This is a genomic window from Prevotella sp. BV3P1 (genome assembly GCF_000479005.1).
Lineage (GTDB): Bacteria > Bacteroidota > Bacteroidia > Bacteroidales > Bacteroidaceae > Prevotella.
The window spans coordinates 94,980-114,972 of the sequence record NZ_AWXC01000008.1 but is presented as its reverse complement, the minus strand read 5'-3'; the positions used below and the strand labels follow the sequence as shown (position 1 = coordinate 114,972).

General features: G+C 48.6%; 18 protein-coding genes. 6 read left to right on the top strand and 12 right to left on the bottom strand.

Annotated features, from left to right (window positions below; all coding sequences use genetic code 11):
- Nucleotides 1-27: 27 nt before the first annotated feature.
- From trxB to HMPREF1254_RS02510, 5 genes are all read right to left on the bottom strand, one after another.
- On the bottom strand, nucleotides 28-981 hold the full coding sequence (gene trxB / locus HMPREF1254_RS02530) for a thioredoxin-disulfide reductase (RefSeq protein WP_023057139.1): 954 nt from the start codon (nucleotides 979-981) through the stop codon (nucleotides 28-30).
- Nucleotides 982-1,093: 112 nt separating this feature from the next.
- Complete coding sequence (locus HMPREF1254_RS02525) at nucleotides 1,094-1,642, bottom strand: glutathione peroxidase (protein ID WP_023057084.1); 549 nt, start codon at nucleotides 1,640-1,642, stop codon at nucleotides 1,094-1,096.
- A 249-nt stretch (nucleotides 1,643-1,891) separates the two neighbouring features.
- Nucleotides 1,892-2,542, bottom strand: a complete 651-nt coding sequence (udk, locus tag HMPREF1254_RS02520) for a uridine kinase (RefSeq protein WP_004349409.1) — start codon at nucleotides 2,540-2,542, stop codon at nucleotides 1,892-1,894.
- A gap of 11 nt (nucleotides 2,543-2,553) precedes the next feature.
- Entirely contained in the window at nucleotides 2,554-3,144 is a 591-nt protein-coding gene (locus tag HMPREF1254_RS02515) for a uracil-DNA glycosylase family protein (protein ID WP_023057087.1), read from the bottom strand.
- Between the two features lie 593 nt (nucleotides 3,145-3,737).
- The gene (locus tag HMPREF1254_RS02510; protein ID WP_036877949.1) at nucleotides 3,738-4,787 is read right to left on the bottom strand and encodes an endonuclease/exonuclease/phosphatase family protein; all 1,050 of its coding nucleotides are present in this window, start codon (nucleotides 4,785-4,787) and stop codon (nucleotides 3,738-3,740) included.
- A gap of 170 nt (nucleotides 4,788-4,957) precedes the next feature.
- Between HMPREF1254_RS02510 and HMPREF1254_RS02505 the strand changes: the two genes are divergently transcribed.
- The 5 genes from HMPREF1254_RS02505 to HMPREF1254_RS02485 all read left to right on the top strand — a co-directional run bounded on the left by HMPREF1254_RS02505 (nucleotide 4,958) and on the right by HMPREF1254_RS02485 (nucleotide 11,276).
- Nucleotides 4,958-7,516, top strand: a complete 2,559-nt coding sequence (locus HMPREF1254_RS02505) for a TonB-dependent receptor (RefSeq protein WP_023057057.1) — start codon at nucleotides 4,958-4,960, stop codon at nucleotides 7,514-7,516.
- Nucleotides 7,517-7,531: 15 nt separating this feature from the next.
- Nucleotides 7,532-8,389, top strand: coding sequence for a DUF5689 domain-containing protein (locus HMPREF1254_RS02500; protein WP_023057183.1), 858 nt, complete (start codon nucleotides 7,532-7,534; stop codon nucleotides 8,387-8,389).
- A 98-nt stretch (nucleotides 8,390-8,487) separates the two neighbouring features.
- Nucleotides 8,488-9,915 carry a DUF6359 domain-containing protein gene (locus HMPREF1254_RS02495; protein ID WP_231385787.1) on the top strand — a complete coding sequence of 476 codons (1,428 nt, stop codon included), beginning with the start codon at nucleotides 8,488-8,490 and terminating at the stop codon, nucleotides 9,913-9,915.
- 98 nt (nucleotides 9,916-10,013) lie between these two features.
- Entirely contained in the window at nucleotides 10,014-10,265 is a 252-nt protein-coding gene (locus HMPREF1254_RS02490) for a type B 50S ribosomal protein L31 (RefSeq protein WP_004349399.1), read from the top strand.
- Between the two features lie 90 nt (nucleotides 10,266-10,355).
- The gene (locus tag HMPREF1254_RS02485) at nucleotides 10,356-11,276 is read left to right on the top strand and encodes a DNA/RNA non-specific endonuclease (protein ID WP_023057179.1); all 921 of its coding nucleotides are present in this window, start codon (nucleotides 10,356-10,358) and stop codon (nucleotides 11,274-11,276) included.
- A gap of 36 nt (nucleotides 11,277-11,312) precedes the next feature.
- Here HMPREF1254_RS02485 and HMPREF1254_RS02480 read toward each other — a convergent pair whose 3' ends face one another.
- On the bottom strand, nucleotides 11,313-11,834 hold the full coding sequence (locus HMPREF1254_RS02480; RefSeq protein ID WP_231385786.1) for a hypothetical protein: 522 nt from the start codon (nucleotides 11,832-11,834) through the stop codon (nucleotides 11,313-11,315).
- Nucleotides 11,835-12,707: 873 nt separating this feature from the next.
- On the opposite strand from HMPREF1254_RS02480, the gene aroB reads away from it, so the two are divergent.
- Nucleotides 12,708-13,760: a 3-dehydroquinate synthase gene (gene aroB, locus HMPREF1254_RS02475; RefSeq protein ID WP_023057123.1), complete on the top strand. Its 1,053-nt coding sequence runs from the start codon at nucleotides 12,708-12,710 to the stop codon at nucleotides 13,758-13,760.
- 58 nt (nucleotides 13,761-13,818) lie between these two features.
- Here aroB and HMPREF1254_RS02470 read toward each other — a convergent pair whose 3' ends face one another.
- The 6 genes from HMPREF1254_RS02470 to HMPREF1254_RS02445 are packed head-to-tail and all read right to left on the bottom strand — an operon-like array spanning nucleotide 13,819 to nucleotide 19,964.
- Nucleotides 13,819-14,895 carry an AMP-binding protein gene (locus HMPREF1254_RS02470; RefSeq protein ID WP_036877946.1) on the bottom strand — a complete coding sequence of 359 codons (1,077 nt, stop codon included), beginning with the start codon at nucleotides 14,893-14,895 and terminating at the stop codon, nucleotides 13,819-13,821.
- A gap of 4 nt (nucleotides 14,896-14,899) precedes the next feature.
- Nucleotides 14,900-15,952, bottom strand: coding sequence for an o-succinylbenzoate synthase (locus HMPREF1254_RS02465; protein WP_023057153.1), 1,053 nt, complete (start codon nucleotides 15,950-15,952; stop codon nucleotides 14,900-14,902).
- 10 nt (nucleotides 15,953-15,962) lie between these two features.
- On the bottom strand, nucleotides 15,963-16,790 hold the full coding sequence (gene menB / locus HMPREF1254_RS02460; RefSeq protein WP_004349392.1) for a 1,4-dihydroxy-2-naphthoyl-CoA synthase: 828 nt from the start codon (nucleotides 16,788-16,790) through the stop codon (nucleotides 15,963-15,965).
- A gap of 6 nt (nucleotides 16,791-16,796) precedes the next feature.
- Entirely contained in the window at nucleotides 16,797-18,461 is a 1,665-nt protein-coding gene (menD, locus tag HMPREF1254_RS02455; protein ID WP_023057044.1) for a 2-succinyl-5-enolpyruvyl-6-hydroxy-3-cyclohexene-1-carboxylic-acid synthase, read from the bottom strand.
- Nucleotides 18,461-19,552: an isochorismate synthase gene (locus HMPREF1254_RS02450; protein ID WP_023057050.1), complete on the bottom strand. Its 1,092-nt coding sequence runs from the start codon at nucleotides 19,550-19,552 to the stop codon at nucleotides 18,461-18,463. The genes menD and HMPREF1254_RS02450 overlap by 1 nt, the downstream gene beginning before the upstream one ends.
- A complete protein-coding gene (locus HMPREF1254_RS02445) occupies nucleotides 19,545-19,964 on the bottom strand; it encodes a PaaI family thioesterase (protein WP_023057170.1) in 420 nt (139 codons plus the stop codon). The genes HMPREF1254_RS02450 and HMPREF1254_RS02445 overlap by 8 nt, the downstream gene beginning before the upstream one ends.
- Between the last annotated feature and the right edge of the window lie 29 nt (nucleotides 19,965-19,993).

Sequence of the window (19,993 nt, the reverse complement as noted above, 5' to 3'; positions counted from 1 at the left end):
ACTCTTAAATCCAGCGCAAATCCAAGATTATTTATTGATTTCAGTAAGATATCGCTCTGCCTCAAGGGCTGCCTGACAGCCTGTTCCCGCAGCTACGACAGCCTGACGATACACGGGATCAGCCACATCACCAGCCGCATACACACCGGGAATCTTCGTCTTTGGCGTACCAGGGATGGTCTTGATGTAACCTGCTTGATTGGTTTCAAGGAAGTCTTTGAACACAGACGAGTTGGGAGTGTGCCCAATAGCTAAGAAGAAACCATCGATAGGCAGGTCGTAATGCTCTTCGTTGGCCTCGCCCAAATGTTTAACCAGGTGAACGCCCTCAACGCCATTCTCGCCATAGAGCCCTGTGGCGTTGTGCTTATAGAGTATCTCTATCTTCTCGTTCTCTTCCACACGTTGTTGCATCACATCAGAGGCACGCAGATAATCTTTGCGCACAATCATGTACACCTTACTGCAAAGGCCAGCCAAATAGGTTGCTTCTTCGCAAGCTGTGTCGCCACCACCCACGACAGCCACCACCTTGCCGCGATAGAAAAATCCATCACAGGTGGCACAGGCACTCACACCTTGCCCCTTATACTTCTCCTCATCCTCCAAGCCAAGATACTTGGCAGATGCTCCTGTGGCAATAATCACGGTCTCTGCCTGAAGCTCATCGCCACTATCGGTGAACAGCTTGTAAGGCACTTTAGTCAAGTCAGCCTTGACAATCTCACCGTCTCGGATGTCCGTTCCATAGCGTTCGGCCTGCTGACGCAAATCCATCATCATTTGATTGCCGTCGACACCCTCGGGATAACCGGGAAAATTCTCCACCTCAGTGGTTTGAGTGAGCTGGCCGCCTGTCTGCAATCCGCAATAAAGAACGGGATTGAGATTGGCACGAGCCGCATAGATGGCAGCCGTATAGCCTGCCGGTCCGCTACCAACAATGAGGCAGCGGGTATATTGTTTCTGTTGTTCCATCATGTAAGATATGAAATAAGCGTCGTGAACGCTGTAACGAAAATTGGGAAAGATGAAACGAAAAAGGTGAAACACACATACGGATGCATGCGGGTTTCACCTATTTCATCTTTCATTATAACAGTTCCTCGATTTGCTGAGCGATGTGTTCTAACTTCTCTGTGGGTTCGAAGCGTGCGACAACCTGTCCCTGTTTGTTGATAAGGAACTTGGTGAAATTCCATTTGATGTCGGGCTTCTGCTCGTAATCGGGATCTTCTTTTGACAGGATGTCAACGAGGATCGGAGCGATGGGGTGACTCATATCCCAGCCTGCAAAGCCTTTCTGTTCTTTGAGGAACTTGTAAAGTGGGTCGGCATCGTCACCGTTTACTTTAATTTTCTTGAAGCGTGGGAATTCGGTACCGTATGTCAGTTTGCAGAACTCGTGGATGCTCTCGTCCGTTCCTGGTGCCTGCTGTCCAAATTGGTTGCAAGGGAAATCAAGAATCTCGAAACCTTTTGCATGGTATTTCTCGTAGAGCTTCTCCAGCTCTTCGTATTGAGGAGTGAAACCACATTTTGTCGCTGTGTTGACAATCAACAGCACTTCGTTGGCATACTCCTTGAGAGATACATCGTTACCTTTTCTGTCTTTTACTGAAAAATCATAAATTGTTTTCATTTTCTTCTGTTTATTATAAATGAATATGTTACAATGTCGTAGTTGTGTTGATGGTAAAGACAACTCAATCACCATTGACATCTCAGCCATCTTGCTCTCGCAAAGATAGCGAATAAAATCGACATTCCGACGGTACGGAATGCGAATAAATATTAATTTATAACCCAGAAGAAGGAAAACATCGAATCGAAGACGGCAAGAGGTGCATCATGAAACCATTTCGACTCACGCCTCCGCACAGTTCATGGGTCAACTTAAATTCATCAGCACCAGGCGCTCGACATATTTACAGAGGATGTCAATGCCCTTGAGATTCTCCCCTCCTTGCGGGATAATCACGTCGGCAAAACGCTTGGTGGGTTCGATAAATTGCTCGTGCATAGGCTTCAGCACGTCCAAATATCGCTGAACCACCATGTTAACATCCCGCCCCCGCTCGATGGTATCGCGCTGGATGTTGCGAATGAGCCGCTCGTCTGGATCGCAATCAACAAACACCTTCAGATCCATCATCTCACGCAGTCGCTTGTTGAGCAGCGTCATGATGCCCTCGATGATAATCACCGGCCGGGGTTCCACATGGATGGTTTCAGGCAGGCGGTTGCACTTTAAATAAGAATAGGTGGGCTGCTCGATGGGTTCACCCTCGCGCAATTCGTTCACCTGCTTGATGAGCAGCTTCCAATCAAAGGCATCGGGATGGTCAAAGTTGATGGCGTGGCGCTCCTCCTCGGTCATTTCAGAGGTATCGTTGTAATACGAGTCGAGCGGCACCACGGCCACATGATTAGGTGGCAGGGCCTCAACAATCTTCCTAACCACCGTGGTCTTTCCCGATCCGGTGCCGCCTGCGATGCCAATGACGGTCACTTCATGATTTCGTTCTTTATCTGTCATCATATTTGTTTGTTTTATTCAGTCTTTTTAGGGGGCAGTCCCAGCACGTCTTCGAACATCACCCGATAGCTTTCTGCCTTCTTCTCCAGCTTCATGGGATAGGCTCGCGAAGAGCTGGGCATGCGGTATAACCGCATCGGTCGACCGTCGAAACTGAACGTGACGTAGGCTCCCATCGCCGGCGCAGTGATGCCAAAATGGCTGGTGAAGATGGCCGTAGCCTTCTGACCGGCCGTGAGTATGGCTGTACAATGCGGCAAAGCCCGCAGCAACCCATCGAGATCGGCCGGCTCGATGATTTCCAAATCCTTGTCAGATGCGGTGTTTTTGGTTCGGTGTACACGCAGGGCAGTATCGAAAAGAGCCACACCTTTTTCTTCGAGAAAGGCTTTCAGTGCTTCTAAATGGAACGTTTTTTCCCGCTGATTCACAAAATGTTGCTTGTCACCGAAAAACAAATAACCGAAGATGCGCCACATGTCATTCTGGAAGTTGGGGTAATAAAACGGCATGCACCACCGCTTGGGGGCCGGCGGAAACGTGCCCAACATCAGCAGGGTGGCATTCTTGGGCAAGAATGGTTCAAAGGGATGAGTTTCTATCATTGTGGGTAGTGCAGCCTATCTCCCCAGAAAGCCTCCCCCAACCCCTCCAAAGGAGGGGAGATACAAGAGGGGAGAGAGGGGTTGATGGTTGTGCATGTATGAGTTGACAGGTTTAAAAGTTCAAAAGTTGACAAGTTCACAAGTTGACGAGTTCACAAGTTTATATGTTTACGAGTTTGAAATTTACATGTTTACGAGTTAATTGCTTTTATCTTCCCTCGTCAGCGGATTATTCCTATTAGATTTCCTATGAGGAAGCACACAAAATCATCCACCGTTCTAAACTCATTGACTTTGGGGTGCAAACTCATTGAGATTGGAGGGCAAACTCAATGACTTTGAAGGGGAAAGTCATTGAGATTAAAGCCTCTCCCCAGAAAGCCTCCCCCGTCCCCTCCTAAGGAGGGGAGAAACAAAGAGGGAGGGGAGTAGGTGGGGGTGCATGTATGAGTTGATTGGTTGATGAGTAGATGTGTTCACAAGTTCACAAATTGACGAGTTAATAGCTTTGCTAACCATAAAGTTCAAAGTTCAAACCTCAAAGTTCAACGTGCTAACCATAAAGTTCAAAGTTCAAACCTCAAAGTTCAAAGTTATCTCTGTTGTTGTTTCACCAAGTACACCACTACCGGTAGGTGGTCACTGTAACCATTGAGCCACACACCTCCGGCCGTCGTACGCTTGGGTGCACCCTTGTATTTGCCGGTGGTTTGGATGAGATAGTCGCGGTGTTGAATCTGGTGTTTCCAATATTTGAGTGACGAGAAGTCCTTTACACCTTTCTTATTTAGCATGTTCGGCGAGAGAACAATCTGGTCAAAAAGATTCCATGAGCCGTTATACATCAACGTTCCCTTACCCTGCTTGGCCAGTACGTTGTACCAAGGATTGTACATATCGCCATCCCCCACGTCGTCAATCTCGGCCTTGGCGGAAAGCACCTCGGCCATGCTCTTGTTCACGGGGTCATCGTTCATGTCACCCATGACCATGACTTTGGTGGCTGGGTCGAGATGCAAAAGCGAGTCCTTGATAGCTTTCACCTGTGCAGCAGCCACCTCCCGGTAAAACGACCCGCTGTAACGACTGGGCCAGTGGCACACGATGGCTGCCACACGGTCGCCACCCATCGTACCCGTGACGGTGAGGAATCCACGGGTGAAGAAGGCACTATCTTTTTCAAGCGGTTGAACATACGGCACCAGTTTGACAGACGCGGGTTTGAAGAGCTGCGGATTGTACAACACGGCGCAATCGATGCCACGTCTATCGGGCCCCTCTACGTGGATGTAACGATAGCCGCGGGCCGCCAAGGGCTCTTGGGCAACCAGCGCATCGAGCACCCGCGCGTTCTCCACTTCGCTTAGTCCGATGAGGGCGCAGCCTACGTTTGGCAGTACGTCCGTACCCATATCAGCCAAGGCACGCGCCATATTGCGCAGTTTGTGCGTGTACTTCAATCCATCCCATTTGTACGATCCGTTGGGCAGAAAGTCGTAATCGTTCTTTCCCTCGTCATGACAAGTGTCAAAGAGGTTTTCCTGATTGTAGAATCCCACGGCGTACACCGAATATTTGTCCTGCCCTGAAATAGCCATGAGGCCTACCATCAGCAGCCCCAGAAGCATGAATAGTTTTTTCATCTTAATATTCTTGTTTTTTACATGACGCATGTTATCTTTTGCAAAGATAAGTCATTTATTTCGAATAAAATAAGGTGGAAAGAGAAAAAATACGACATGAAAATTTCATTCATCAAAATATATTTTGTTACTTTGTAGCTGAAAATCATTCACACAGAAAATCTTCCATTATGCAGAATAAGCTAACGCTTGCCGTTCTTGCCTTGTGTTTCGCATCGTTGGTTCATGCCCAAAACGACAAAACCGACCAGCAGAAGGCGCCCCTCGTGGACGAATCGGCTTTCACTTTCACGGAAGCACAATTGGGCGAGGATGACAACATGACCCAAAACGTGACCATCCTCAACTCGAACACCAATGCCTATGCTTCCGGAGTAGGCTATCTATTCTCCCCCGTTCGCTTTCGTTACCGCGGACTGAATCAGAAGTACAATGACGTGTACATCAACGGTGCGCCAATGAACGACATGGAGTCGGGACAGTTCAGGTACTCCATGATTGGCGGGTTGAACCAACAAACCCGCAACGTTGACTTCGCCCTGCCGTTTGAAAGTAACAGCTTTGCGGTGAACGGCATGGCCGGCAGCAACAATTATGACTTCCGTGCGGGCAGCATGCCGGCTGGCCATCGCTTCTCGTTGGGTGCCGCCAACCGCAACTACACCGCGAGAGGCATGTACACCTACGCGTCGGGATTCGACGCTAAGGGATGGGCCGTGGCCGCCAACCTTACCTACCGATGGGCCAACAGAGGCTATGTGGAGGGCACGTTCTACAACGCACTCTCCTATTTCCTCGGCGTACAGAAGAAATGGAGCAACGGCCATTCGCTGGCATTGTCTACCTGGGGCAACCCCACCGAGCGTGCGTCGCAGGGCGCATCCACCGATGAGGCCTACTGGTTGGCTAACGACTATCTGTACAACCCGTACTGGGGATATCAGAATGGGAAGAAACGCAACTCGCGCGTGGTCAACGATTTCGCACCATCAGCACTGATGACTTGGGACTGGGACATCAACAAGGACATGCAGCTCACCACTTCTCTTTTCGGCAAATACAGCATGTACAAGAGCACCAAGCTGAACTACAGCAACGCAGAGAACCCACAGCCCGACTATTGGAAGAACTTTCCGAGTAACCACTACGATGTGTGGGGCGAAGATGCAGATCCACGGAACAGAAGTCATGAGGCTTTCTTAGACTGGAGCGATACGTACAATTACTGGACAGCCTCGAAGGCCAACCGACAAATTAACTGGGATCGACTGTACTGGTCCAACCGACAGGCTGGCGAGAGCGGTGCCGATGCCATGTATTATGTGCAGGCTCGACACAACGACAACTTGGTGATGAATCTGGCATCAACGTTCACTCAGAAGTTGAGCAAGGACCAAACATGGAACTTGGGACTTGTACTGGGACGCAACCAGGGCAGACATTATCAAACCATGGAAGACCTATTGGGTGCCAAGAGCTACCACAATATCAACACTTACGCACTGGGTAAATATCCTGCCGGCAGCGATGCGGTGCAGTATGACCTGAATACCATGGGGGCAGACCGTGCCGGAAGACTGGTTGGCAAAGGCGACAAGTTTGGCTACGACTACGACATCATCGTCAACAAAGCACAGGCTTGGACCAATTATTTGGCCACATTGGGACACTGGCACTTGATGGTGGCTGGAAAAATCGGCGCAACCGACATGCAACGAGAAGGCTATATGCGCAACGGCATGTTTGCCAACAACTCGTATGGCAAGAGCGGAAGGGCCAAATTCTTGGACGGTGGCGGTAAAGCCGGACTCACCTTAGATGCCGGCAGGGGCAACGTGCTGTCTATTGGAGCAGGATATGAATGGCGTGCACCCGTGGCACGCACCGCATTTGCTTCGCCCGAAATGAACAACGACTTTGTACAAGACTTGAAGAACGAGCGCATCTTCAGCAGCGAATTGGGCTATCAGTACCAAAACGCATGGCTGCATGCCAACGTAAATGCCTACTACAACAGGATGAATCACGTCACCGAATGGCAGAATTTCTACTTAGATGACATCAACTCGTTCTCGTACGTTTCCATGACAGGTATCGAGAAAGAGGCATACGGCATAGAGCTGGGCGCACGATTCAAGTTGGCATCGTACCTGGACCTGAAGACCATCGGTACCTGGAGCGAGGCCAAGAACATCAACAATGCTAAGGTACGCTACCTCAACTCAACGCGGGCAACCTATACCGACGACATCGTATTGAATAAGAACATGCGCGAAGCAGGAACACCCTTGACGGCCGCAAGCATCGGACTGAGCTATCACCAGAACGGATGGTACGTCGATTTGAATGGAAACTACTACGACCGAATCTACCTGTCCTACTCACCAAGCTCCCGATATAAGAACATACCACGCGAGAGAAAAAACATGGTCAACGAAAGTAATCACCTCGTTCCGGACCAAGCGAAAGGCAATGGTGGTTTCATGTTGGACGGCAGCATCGGCAAGAGTTTCCGCCTGAAGAAGGGACAGTTGAACTTCAACCTCATGGTGACCAACATCTTGAACAACCGGCGCATCGTCACAGGCGGCTACGAGCAGAGCCGGTCAAGCTTCTACACAACCGAAGATGGAAAAGACGTGAGAAGAACTTACAAGTTCCAACACAATCCCAAAAAGTATTACGCATACGGAACCAACGGCATGTTCCAGATTTCATACAGATTCTAACATAACGACAAAGACATGAAAGAGCTCAAACATATCATCATGGTGCTGGCTTGCACCCTCTTGGCTTCGTGCATGGGTGACGACTATGACGCCCCCAACCTAAATGAACCGCCCTACGGGAACAAGGAACTCACGGAGACCAACGTACTCACCATCAAACAGTTGAAAGCCAAGTACAACAGCACAATTGCATCGAACGGCATGGAAGAGATAACCGAAGACATGCAAATCAAAGGCTGGGTGACTGGCAATGACATCGAAGGAAACCTCTACAACCAGTTTGCTTTGCAGGATGAGACAGGGGCTATTATCATCTCTGTGGCACAAGGTGCCCTGTACGGCTACCTGCCCGTGGGCCAGGAAGTGCTCATTTCACTAAAAGGATTAAAGATAGGTGGCAATGGCAACCAAGGACAAATAGGCGGTGTATACACCAACAAGAGAACAGGACAACTGCAGGTAGGTCGCTTAAACCGCTATGTTTGGGAACGCCATTACAAGCTTATTGGCTCCGTTCAACCAGGTAAGATAGAGCCTACGGTGTTCGATGTCAGCAAGATCAGCAACAGGCAGTACATGGCAGAACACTGTGGAAAGCTCATGACCTTGAAAAACGTCAGGCTGAAAGAGGCAGACGGCAAGGCTGTCTTCGCACCCAATGACCGCAGTGCCGAAATAAGAGCCAATGCGGTGAACCGCACTCTGACTGGCATCAGCAGTTCAAAGATGGTAATACATACCAACACCTTTGCTGACTTTGCCAACCAGCCCATGCCAACAGGCTCCGTGGACATCACGGGCATCTTTACCAGATACCGTGACACCTGGCAAATCCTGCTGCGCTCGGCCAACGACATCAAGCCGATCAAATAGGCTAAGGCTACTGTCGGAGATTCGGAAACTAATGGCACTCTTGACTGAAAGCCAAGAACCAAAACCCAAAAGAACAACTATCAATAAAAGAAATAATGATGAAAAAGCTATTTTATTCATTCCTTTCGCTGGCCATTGCGGCACTGAGCCTTTCCAGCTGTGAGGACGTTCCCGCACCCTACGAATACCCCAAAGACAATGGCGGTGGCGAGATTGTCGCCCCAACCGACCCCAAGGGAACAGGAACACTGGAAGATCCATACAACGTAGCTGGTGCTATCAAAATGATCAAAGGTCTGAAAAAAGGCGCCAACTCGGCCGAAGTCTACGTCAAGGGCAAGATTGTCTCCATCAAGGAAATCAAAACAACCGATTACGGCAACGCCACCTATTATATATCTGACGATGGCACAAGCAAGGGACAGCTCTACATCTACCGCAGCTTAGGATTGGGAAATAAGAAGTTCACCTCAGAGAATATCAAAGTAGGCGACGAAGTTGTGGTTTGCGGACAGTTCACAAACTACATGGGGAACACGCCGGAAACCGTTACCAACAAGAGCTATCTCTACTCTGTTAATGGCAAGACGAGCGACAACTCGCAACCGCAGGAGCCAGGAACCTCCGTCAATCCCACCGGTGAGGGCACAGAGGCATCACCCTTCAACGTAGCATCAGCGATGAAAAAGGACAAGGTTGCCAAGGTTTTCGTCAAGGGATACATCGTAGGATTCATTCCTGGAAAGGACAGAAACGAGGCCAAGTTCACCGCAGAGGGCTGCGAAACGGAGACCAACCTCCTTATTGCCGACAAGGCCGATGAAACAAACATCGCCAACTGCATGCCTATACAACTGCCAAAAGGCAACATTAGGGCTGGACTCAACCTGAATCAAAACAAGGACTTGTACAAGAAAGAGATCAAGCTCTATGGAGACATAGAGACATACTTTACCATCACGGGACTGAAAAACGTATCGTATGCCTTGGTCGGCACAAAGAGTTTCGGGACAAAACCCGGTCAGCCAGTAACGCCTTCAACCGACATCTTGAACGAAACGTTCGCCGAGAGCCTGGGCTCCTTTACCATTGCCAACGAGAAAGACATGCCACAAGGTCTTAAATACGTATGGTTTGTGGACAAAAAACACCACCAGGTGAAGGCCAGTGCCTTTTTCCAGAGCAAAAAATACGAAACGGAGAGTTGGCTCATCTCACCCGCCCTCGACCTGAGCGGTAAGACTACTGTCACGCTTTCTGTTGAGCAAGCCGCAAACTTCTTCACCTCTCGGAAAGATGAGATTTTCATCAAGATATCTACGAACTACAAGAGCGGCAAGCCCTCAACAGCCACATGGGAGGTTCTTACGCCCAACAAATGGCCATTGAACGACTGGTTCTTCGTCAACTCAACCATTGACCTCAGCGCCTACGCAGGCAAGAAAGACGTAAGAATCGCCTTCCAGTACAAAAGCACAACACAGTCGGCCGGCACTTGGGAACTGAAGAACTTAGTCGTGAAATAACAAAAAAGCATTGATACGTTTGGCTGTTTGCGAAATTCTTCGTACTTTTGCAGCCCATATAGCTTAGTTAATTCAATTATATTCAATAAGAAATCAAAATGAAAAAAGGAATTCATCCAGAAAACTATCGCCCCGTCGTATTCAAGGATATGTCCAACGGCGATATGTTCCTTACAAAGTCTACATGCAAGAGTAACGAGACAGTAGAATTTGAAGGCGAAACTTACCCAGTGGTAAAAGTGGAAATCTCAAGTAGCTCACACCCTTTCTATACCGGTAAGAGCAAACTTGTTGACACGGCAGGTCGCGTAGACCGCTTCATGAACCGTTACGGTAAGATTCAGAAATAAGATACAAAACTTTTTTTGACGACAAGAAAGTGCGTTCGGGCGTAGTTGCATATACGGTCGGTCGCACTTTTTTCATTCCACCACACGCCGATGAACAAACTAAACCACTTTCTCTTCCCACTCTTCGCCATCCTCGCACTGGCATCATGCAGTGACGACAATGGTTCAAAAGAGTCTGCTGAAGCCAACGTCAACGCCAACCAATATATCGGCATGTCCACCGTTGGCAACCCCATGATGCCTCCTGAGGTCAGCCGTTTGGAGTTTCCAAAAGTGAAAGGAGGTAGCAGCATGATCATCGTGCACAAGGCTCTACTCAACAAACGCACAGGCGAACGTGGCGTGAACTTTTGCACCGAGTGGGACACCAGCAAGAAATCACTACGCTGGAGCTGCTACCAGATGTACCGAGGCATTCGCAAACCCCATACCAACCGCTACCGATCGGATACCAACCAATATCCACGCGACGAGAACATTCCCACAGCCTACCAATTTAACAGGGATCCTTTCTGGCGTACAGGCTACGACCACGGCCACATCTGTCCCTCGGCCGACCGTCTGGGATCAAGAGAAGCCAATATCCAGACCTTCTATCTCTCCAACATGATGCCACAAGTACATGCCTTCAATGATGGAGTTTGGAAGAACATGGAAGAACAAATAAGGTCATGGAATCAAGACAGTTTTCGTGACACCTTGTACGTCTGCAAAGGCGGAACCATAGACAATCCCAACCAAATACTGACCACCCTCGGTCAAGGGCTCATCGTACCCAAATACTTCTTCATGGCCGTGCTTTGCAAGAACAAGATGGGTTACAAAGCACTCGGCTTCTGGGTGGAACACGAGAACAATGGTGACACTTCGCTCAGCAAATACGTTGTCAACATCCACGAACTGGAACAGAAGACTGGCATCGACTTTTTCTGCAACCTACCCGACGCCATTGAGCGCCGAGTAGAAACATTACCAGTAGAGAAAGTGCAACGAGCCTGGGGGTTGCCATAATCATCAGCGATGGCAACCGGCCCTGACTCATCTTCATCACTCCTCAAAATCCATCATCACCTTCTTGGCATACGTATAGCGAGTGTAGGAAAACTCATCCGACTCACCAGTGCCAACCATCACGCCAGAGAACGTGTGATCATCGAGCTTCATGTCGTCAAAATCGATAATCATCTGGAATTTTTTCCCATTTTCACCATCATAGGTAATAATGATGTCTCCAGATCGAGAATCGATAGCCCAAGAGAACGTTCTATCGTAGGCCACTTCCCCATTGAAATAATCCACCTGGCGCCCACGACCATTGCGCGACTTAGAATCGTACATATCAAATTCTATGTCTGTGTCGTACACCTCTTCCCGCAATAGTCCATCGGGGTCTTTAAAACGAGCAGCCGTCTTTCCCGTCCAATGTCCACGCAGGGTCTGTGCCATCTCATACAGCACGTCCTGAGAGTTATCGTAAGGGTCTTCATAATAATAATCATTGTCGTCGCTACATGAGGTAACGCTGACTGTAAAGAGTGCCATTAACACGATTGGTAATAATTTCATCATCTTTTTCATCGTCGTATATTTTTAAGTTTCATAATTTTATCTATTGCAAATGTACACAATAGATCCAGTATACCTAAAGATGTTTTCACTATTGCTGCGTAGGGTTTTTCCTACCTTGTTGGGGGAAATACCCGTATATTCCACATCGCCTACCTGTAAATCATAGCGCCAGTTTGTTGAAAAGATGGCTCAATTCACACGGCTTTTTCATGAAACAAAGGTGCTTATTGTTTCTAAACAAACGGTACGTTTTTCAGTGATATCTCGTATGGCACAACGTTTTTTTAACACAAATGCCGGGCGTTTTTTCAACTAACATGTTCATACGTGGGAAATATGCTCATCGTGAAAGAGTGTTGTTATCTATTTGATTATTAGTATCTTATATGATTTTTAAGACTTAAACGAAATCAAAAAGCATCGTGTTTGGGTCAAAAGACCTCTTTTTTTGTGCGAAAAACGCCCTCTATATGATGTATATTGGGGCGCAAAAGCATGCATATTGAACTGCAAAAGCATGCTAATTGGCGATTTAACCCATGTGAATAGCGTACAAAATGATGAGTTTAAGGCAGACAACGCCTTAAAACACTCTCCATTATTTCTATTTTACAATTTTATTTTGTCAAAGAAAATGAACTGATTTAACAAACGAAAGGTTTGTTAACAAAAGCAAGTTCCATTGGTTTTCATCCACCACGATGTCCGCATCGTGGTGTAAATGGTAGTTTTATTCTTCATTCATGCAAAAGGTTATAATTGTCGGTTTACACCGAACAACCATCTTAAATGTGAGTTCCGTGGCCCAATAGACCAACCGAAAGGCAAGAATATATGCTTTTTTTATTATATTTGTAACCACAAAAAGAGAAGATGAAACAAAAGATTATCCTATCCACCCATTTGCAAGCTGACCTGTCCAAGGCGATTGCAGCATGCCAACCCGACCGCATGTTCGTCGTTGCGGACGACACGACCGCCGAACACTGTTGGCCGAAGATTCGCGAGTTTTACACGTTGATGGGTGCGCACCTCATCACCATCCCCGCTTCTGACGTTCACAAAGACTTGCGGTCGGTGGAAAAGATATGGGCGGCACTGCAAGAACATCGAGCTACCCGCCACTCATGCGTCATCAACCTGGGAGGCGGCATGGTGACAGACCTTGGGGGATTCGCCGCCTCCACCTTCAAACGCGGCATTCGCTTCATCAACATCCCCACCACCCTTCTGGCCATGGTCGACGCTTCCGTGGGTGGCAAGACGGGCATCAACTACGGGGGACTGAAGAATGAGATAGGGGTGTTCAATGACGCTAATTTCGTCATCCTGCACGCAGCATTCCTGCAAACGCTTGACCTGGAAAACCTGCGCAGCGGCTATGCGGAGATGTTGAAGCACGGCTTGATCAGCAACGACAAGATGATGGGCGAATTGCTGACGTTCGACTTGAGCGGCGACGTTGACATCCAACAGCTGCAAGGAATGATTGCTGCCTCGGTTGACGTGAAAGAAGAGGTGGTGACACGAGACCCTTTTGAGCAGAACATACGCAAGGCTTTGAACCTCGGACACACCTTCGGCCATGCGTTCGAGTCGTGGTCGCTGAAACGGAAACCTATACTACATGGTTATGCGGTGGCATGGGGCCTGGTTTGCGAGTTGTACCTGAGCTGCGTCAAGTGCAGCTTCCCAACGGAGAAGATGCGACAAACGGTCAGGTTCGTTAAAGAGTGGTATGGACAATTGCCGTTTACATGCGACGACTACGACGAACTCATCGCCTTGATGCGCCACGACAAGAAGAATCTTGGTGACGAGATAAACTTCACGTTGCTTGCCGACGTGGGCGACATCAAGATTAACCAGACGGCGACAATGGAGGAGATTAAAAACGCCTTCGACTTTTTTCGCGAAGGTGAGTAGCGCATATCAGTGGCGTGGCCGACCGCAACATCCTACTTGCCGTCGGCTGTTACCGCACTCATTCGTCATCCACCGCAAAGACGCGGCTGCAAGGTAAGTCAGGTTTCTCGGCCATTTGCTGAGCCAAAGCCCGATTGGGTTTCCCCGTTTCGGTCATCGGAATGCGGTCTACCGACAGATACAGGCGCGGCTCCCAATAACGAGGCAAGGCCCGATGCAGCAGTTTGTGGATGGCCCGCAGCATGGGCAACTCAGATTTTTCCTCAACGGTTGCTCCCTCGTCATCACCCTCTCTCTCCACCATCAGCACTACTATTTCGCCAAACTTCTCGCTCTTGCGCTTGGTCACCATGTAAGGCATGGTGAGGAAAGGCCGCATCAGGCGTTCCAACTCTTCCATCTGAATCTTCACGCCGCCACTGTTGATGACGTTGTCGCGGCGGCCAATGATGCGAAAAGCAAGGGTGTTTTGCCCCTCAGACGTGCTTGTCGATCGGATTTCGGCCATATCATTCGTCACAATCGGCGTGTCACAAAGCTTCGGAGCATCAATGACCAAACAGTCATCAGCATTCGTTGATACCTTTATTCCTTGTAGGGGCGTGTACCAACTCGAAGACTCGCAACCGTTCAATCTGCGTAAGGCAATGTGCGACAGGGTTTCAGTCATGCCGTATGTACTCCATACCGCATGAGGAAAGTCGTGCAGTTGGGCTGCCAAGACATCGTCAATAGCCCCTCCACCAATGATAAGATGTTTGATTTGGCGTAATTTTTCCCGTTCTTCGGGTACTTGCAGCGAGTTAAATACTTGCAGAGGAACCATGGCGGCAAAGGTAATTGGAACATCAACCGTTGCCAACGGATGACCGGAGGGGGCTACCTGTATCAAACGGAGTTGCCTGACAAGTGAACGAACCACCATCATCTTGGCGCCAATATAGTCGAGATTCATGCACAACAATGCGGTGTCACCCTGCTGTAATCCAAGGAAGTCACACGTCATCTTGGCACTTTCAATCATTCTGTCCTTCCGTACATTCATCTTCTTCGGTGCGCCTGTCGACCCACTGGTTTGCACATGGATGGTCTGTGCATTATTATTCCATTCGCTGATAAATTCTTGATAAGTCATTTTTTCATCCATTTAATGTCTTTGCGGGCATGAACCACAACCGATCTCCTCTCACTTCCAACGGCATAGGTACGTTGTCCGTAAACAGAAGTCCTGTTCCCAAGCCCTGCGGAAAGGTGACATGCGGTCCATAAAACTTTGCGGCAAGGTGTGCAATGGCGTTCAATCCCACATTACTCTCCAATGCACTGGTGAGCCACGAGTCTATGTTTCGTTGCCTTGCTAATGTTATCCATTCTTCTGTTCCACGCATGCCACCATGCAACGAAGGCTTCAAAATGATGTATTGTGGGCGTATGGCATTGAGCAACTCTTCTTTTTCATGTCGCTGGTTCACCCCAATGAGTTCTTCATCAAGTGCGATAGGAATGGGCGACTCACGGCACAAGCGTGCCATTTGCTGCCACTGATGTTGCTTGATGGGTTGCTCTATCGAATGAATGTCATACTTAGCCAACTGTTCCAACTTTGCAAGAGCCTCATCGGGTGCGAAACCACCATTGGCATCAAGGCGCAACTGAACTTGCTCTGAGGTGAAATGCGAACGGATAGCGCGTACCAGTTCTAATTCTTTCTCAAAGTTGATAGCTCCTATCTTCAACTTCACACAGCGAAAGCCTTGCTCCAATTTTTCCTGCATCCTACGCACCATTTCCTCGAATGTACCCATCCACACCAAGCCGTTGATGGTGATTCCCTCCTCTCCTCGTGCGAAAGGGGTGTTAAACAAGGCAGCACTTCCGTTTGCCTTTATTTGCGCTAACGCCGTTTCCAACCCAAAGAGTATTGACGGATAAGGTCGCAAACGCTCGTAGTTGATACGCCCCTCATGCGCCACCTCATGGCACGCTTCGGTTAAAATTTGCTCATAATCAGGACAAACGTCACAACTTAGATCAGGCAAGGTGGCACACTCGCCCACCCCTTTGATGGAAGGACGGTCTTCACGCCAAAGGGTTACATAGTAACTCGTGCGTGTTTGGTACACTCCCCGTGAGGTAGTGGCAGGATTTTTGAAGTGCAGTGTGCGCTTACAGATAGAATAACAATATTTCATTTGCGTGCTCTCAGGGAAACTGCGGATACTTGTCAAAGTCGGGCTTGCGTTTCTCCAAGAATGCTTTTCCACCCTCTTGTGCCTCGTCCATGGTGTAATACAGCATGGTAGCATCGCCTGCCAACTCCTGAATACCGGCTTGTCCGTCTAACTCGGCATTCAGTCCAGCCTTGATCATGCGTAACGCCAAGGGCGAACGTTGCATCATTGTCTCCGCCCATGACACGCATTCATCCTCCAATTCATCGAATGGCACCACCTTGTTCACCATGCCCATACGCTCTGCCTCGTGTGCCGAGTACTGCTTGCACATGAACCAAATCTCCCTGGCACGCTTCTGTCCCACCATTCGAGCTAAATACGAAGCGCCGAAACCTGCATCAAAAGACCCAACCTTTGGTCCCGTTTGGCCGAAGATGGCATTCTCACTGGCAATCGTCAGGTCACACATGACATGCAACACATGCCCTCCTCCGATAGCATAGCCATTCACCATGGCAATCACAGGTTTGGGTAAGCGCCGAATTTGCATCTGTACGTCCAGCACATTGAGCCGTGGCACGCCATCTGTTCCTACATATCCGCCTCGTCCTTTCACGTGCATGTCGCCCCCAGAGCAGAACGCTTTGTCTCCCGCTCCTGTGAGAATAACCACACGAATGCCCGCACACTCTCGGCAATAGGCAAAGGCTTGCGACATTTCCCATGTGGTGAGCGGCGTAAAAGCGTTGCGATAACGCTCACGATTGATTGTTATCTTCGCAATTCTGTTATACTCCTCGAAGAGGATTTCCTTAAAGTTGAAGCCGTCAATAGACTTCCATTGTCTTTTTTCCATATCAAATTAAACTTGTTTGTATTCGTTCATTGCCTGTTCATCTTGCTGTTGCGAGGTAAACACCTCAAAGACTACGGGGCGGTCAAAGTTGTCATTCACAAAGTGATTCATGTTATTTTCAAGTTCTTCCTCATCATGTGCCGAAAGATAAGCCACGTTGTTTTGCTGGCAAATCCCACAAGCCGATGTATGATGTTGGGCAGAAATCAATGTCTGATGAGCCGTACTATCTTTCAAACCTGGCAAACTTTGGAAGATAACCCCACCCCCATTGTTCAGCAACAGCACTCTGAAATTGCCCCCTAAGCTATGCCACAGGGCGTTTTGGTCGTAAAAGAAGCTCAAATCACCGATGACGCAATACACGTTTTGAGTTGTCACCAGCGAGCAACCTGCTGCCGTTGACAAACTCCCATCAATGCCGTTGACACCCCGATTGCAAAAAACATAATCGCTGGCAAAGTGGTTAACCAACCTAACGGACATGCTGTTGGCGGCATGCAGCAAATAATCAGACGAAAAAGAAAGATTGTGAAACAATGTTTTTACTGCCAAAAACTGCGAATAGGGCACGTTCATTTTACTGAAAGCCACTGCTGCCGACTGAATGCTTTGTTGCCAACGATGATAAAAATCTCGTTGAAAGTTCAGGCTCTCTTGTTGCTTCATGAGCTGAACGCGTGCATTGAGCTGCTGCAACAGATAGACAGGATTTCCCTCAACAACGCCTTGCAGATTTTGAAACGTATCGTACAATCGCCCTTCACTGCTCACTATCCATGTGTCGGCGTGCGTGCACCGGCGCAAAAACTGCTTGATTTTTTTGCTCACCAACGTACCTCCTATATAGATAATGGTATCGGGCATATAGTCAGACTCGTGGTCTTTGATGTGTTGCAACACCGTATCTATCTGTTGCGATTGCCCCACTGACAAACATTCGTGCAGCACTACCACCTCTATTTGCAACTGTTGGAGGGTGTTTCTCAGTATCTTAGCCACTTCATACGTCAGCTGTCCCACTACAATCATAGGGCGACGCGCCGCCATCAGTCTCTCTTCCAGACATCTACGGCAGGCCTCATCTTCGGTTGCCGCAACCTGTCGAATCACACGTTCGGTTGGCAACGCTGGTACATTGAATGTAAACAAGGGTTCTGAAATGGGTACATTCAAGTGTACCGGACTGCCGCCATGCCGCTGACAACAAAGTAATGCTTCGTTTACCAATCGATTACAGTACCACCGTTCATCATCAGTAGAAGGCTCGGGTAACGAGAACGCCTTACTGACAAAACGCCCTAAAGCATCCAACTGCGGCAAGGTTTGTCCATCTTGCTGGTCAATCCACATCGCAGGTCTGTCAGCCGAAATTACCACCAAAGGCACATGTTGATAATAAGCCTCTGCCGTAGCTGGCAAAAGATTGAGCAACGCTGTACCCGAGGTGACACAAACGGCAACAGGATGGCTTAAGATTTGAGCCATACCCAAGGCATAAAATCCAGCCGACCGCTCGTCTGTCACCGGGTGGCATGTGATGTTGGGGCATTCGTTGAGATTATGTACAATGGGTGCATTGCGCGAACCGGGACACACCACAGCGTGCCTAATGCCATGAGCCACCAGCAACGCCGTCAATATATTTACATTTTCTTTGTCTGAATACATCACTTTGTTTCCGCTATAAGGTGCTTCATGGTTTCCATTTTCGCCACAGTTTCTTCCCACTCCTGTTGCTCTACGCTGTCAAGGAGCAGTCCTCCACCGGCATAGAGCCGATAACTATTCTCTAAAATTTGCATACATCGAAGTGAAACATAAAGATGAGTTTCGCCATTTGGATTGAGTAAGCCTGCAAATCCACTATAATAACTGCGATCGGCATGCTCGTTCTCCAGAATGAACCGCTGCGCCTCAGCCTTTGGCAGTCCACACACAGCAGGTGTAGGATGCAAAGCCTCGAGTAGAGAACCCAAGGACTTGGTATCATGAAGACTGAACATAAAATCACTGCGCAGATGCACCAAGTCACCTGCCTGAACGGTATAAGGTCCTCGCTGGGTAAGTTGAGCGGCGAAAGGCGACAGACATTGTTGGATATAAGTCGCAACCAACTGCTGCTCGTGCTTGTTCTTAGCCGACCAATCACGCATGCCGTTGTCATCCACCCACGGCGTACTGGCAGAAGAGCAGTCAGCATCGGGTGCCAATTCTCTTGCTTTCATCGTGCCAGCCAAAGCCATGGTGCGCCATGTTTCTCCGTCACCGTCCAGCAACACCTCTGGTGTAGCCATGAGCCATGTGCCAGTCTGGGGCGTTGACACCAACATGATGCAGAGATGAGGATATACTCGGCAAGCTTCCATAAACAAAGTTTCCGCATCCACCAGTGCCGAGTGCGGCATTTCTTCACGACGAGCCAGCACGATTTTCGCCAACTTTTCGTCTTTCAACTGTTGATGAAAACAACGGAAAACCTCACCATACCGTTCCCTGTCATCAAAAGATGAATCCAATACCGCCGCGCCGCATCCATTGCGCAGCCTTGCAGAACATTTGCTGACACGCACCCTTTCTTTCTTTTCAGGATGAATCAACACGACAGGATGTGCCTTATCTATCTTGAAAGGAGCAAGCACGAAGCCCTCTTTTCCATTCAAATCTGTTAATGAAAAGTATGTCTTTGGCTCTCCATTCTTTTGGATAAGTTTTATAAAATGCCTTGCATCGGGCAGTCTATAATACGCAAAACTAATCATTCTTGGGCCTGTTCATCACATAATTGGTAACCTGTACGGTTGAGATGAGTTCTTCTTGCTCGTTTTTTATCTCGATGTGCCATTGGTGCAACGTTGCCCCTTGATGTTGTAGTCGGCCAAACGCCGTTACTGTTTCGCCCTCCATCACCGTTCGCACATGGTTGCCGCTCACGTTGATGCCTACGCAAATGTTGTCGGGGCAAAGAGCCATGCTCCCCACTCCAGCCAGATTTTCAGCCAAAGCCAAGGTGGCCCCACCACTTAGGAACCCAAATATTTGCTTGTTTTTGTCTGTCACTTTCATTCGCGCCATACAAGTATCTGGCTCGGGAGTGGACACAAACTCCATACCAAGCGTATTTGACAGTCCGTCGCGACACGCCATCATATCTTTCATTTTTTCTATATCCATGGTCGCATTCGTTTCTTATTTATTCCAAA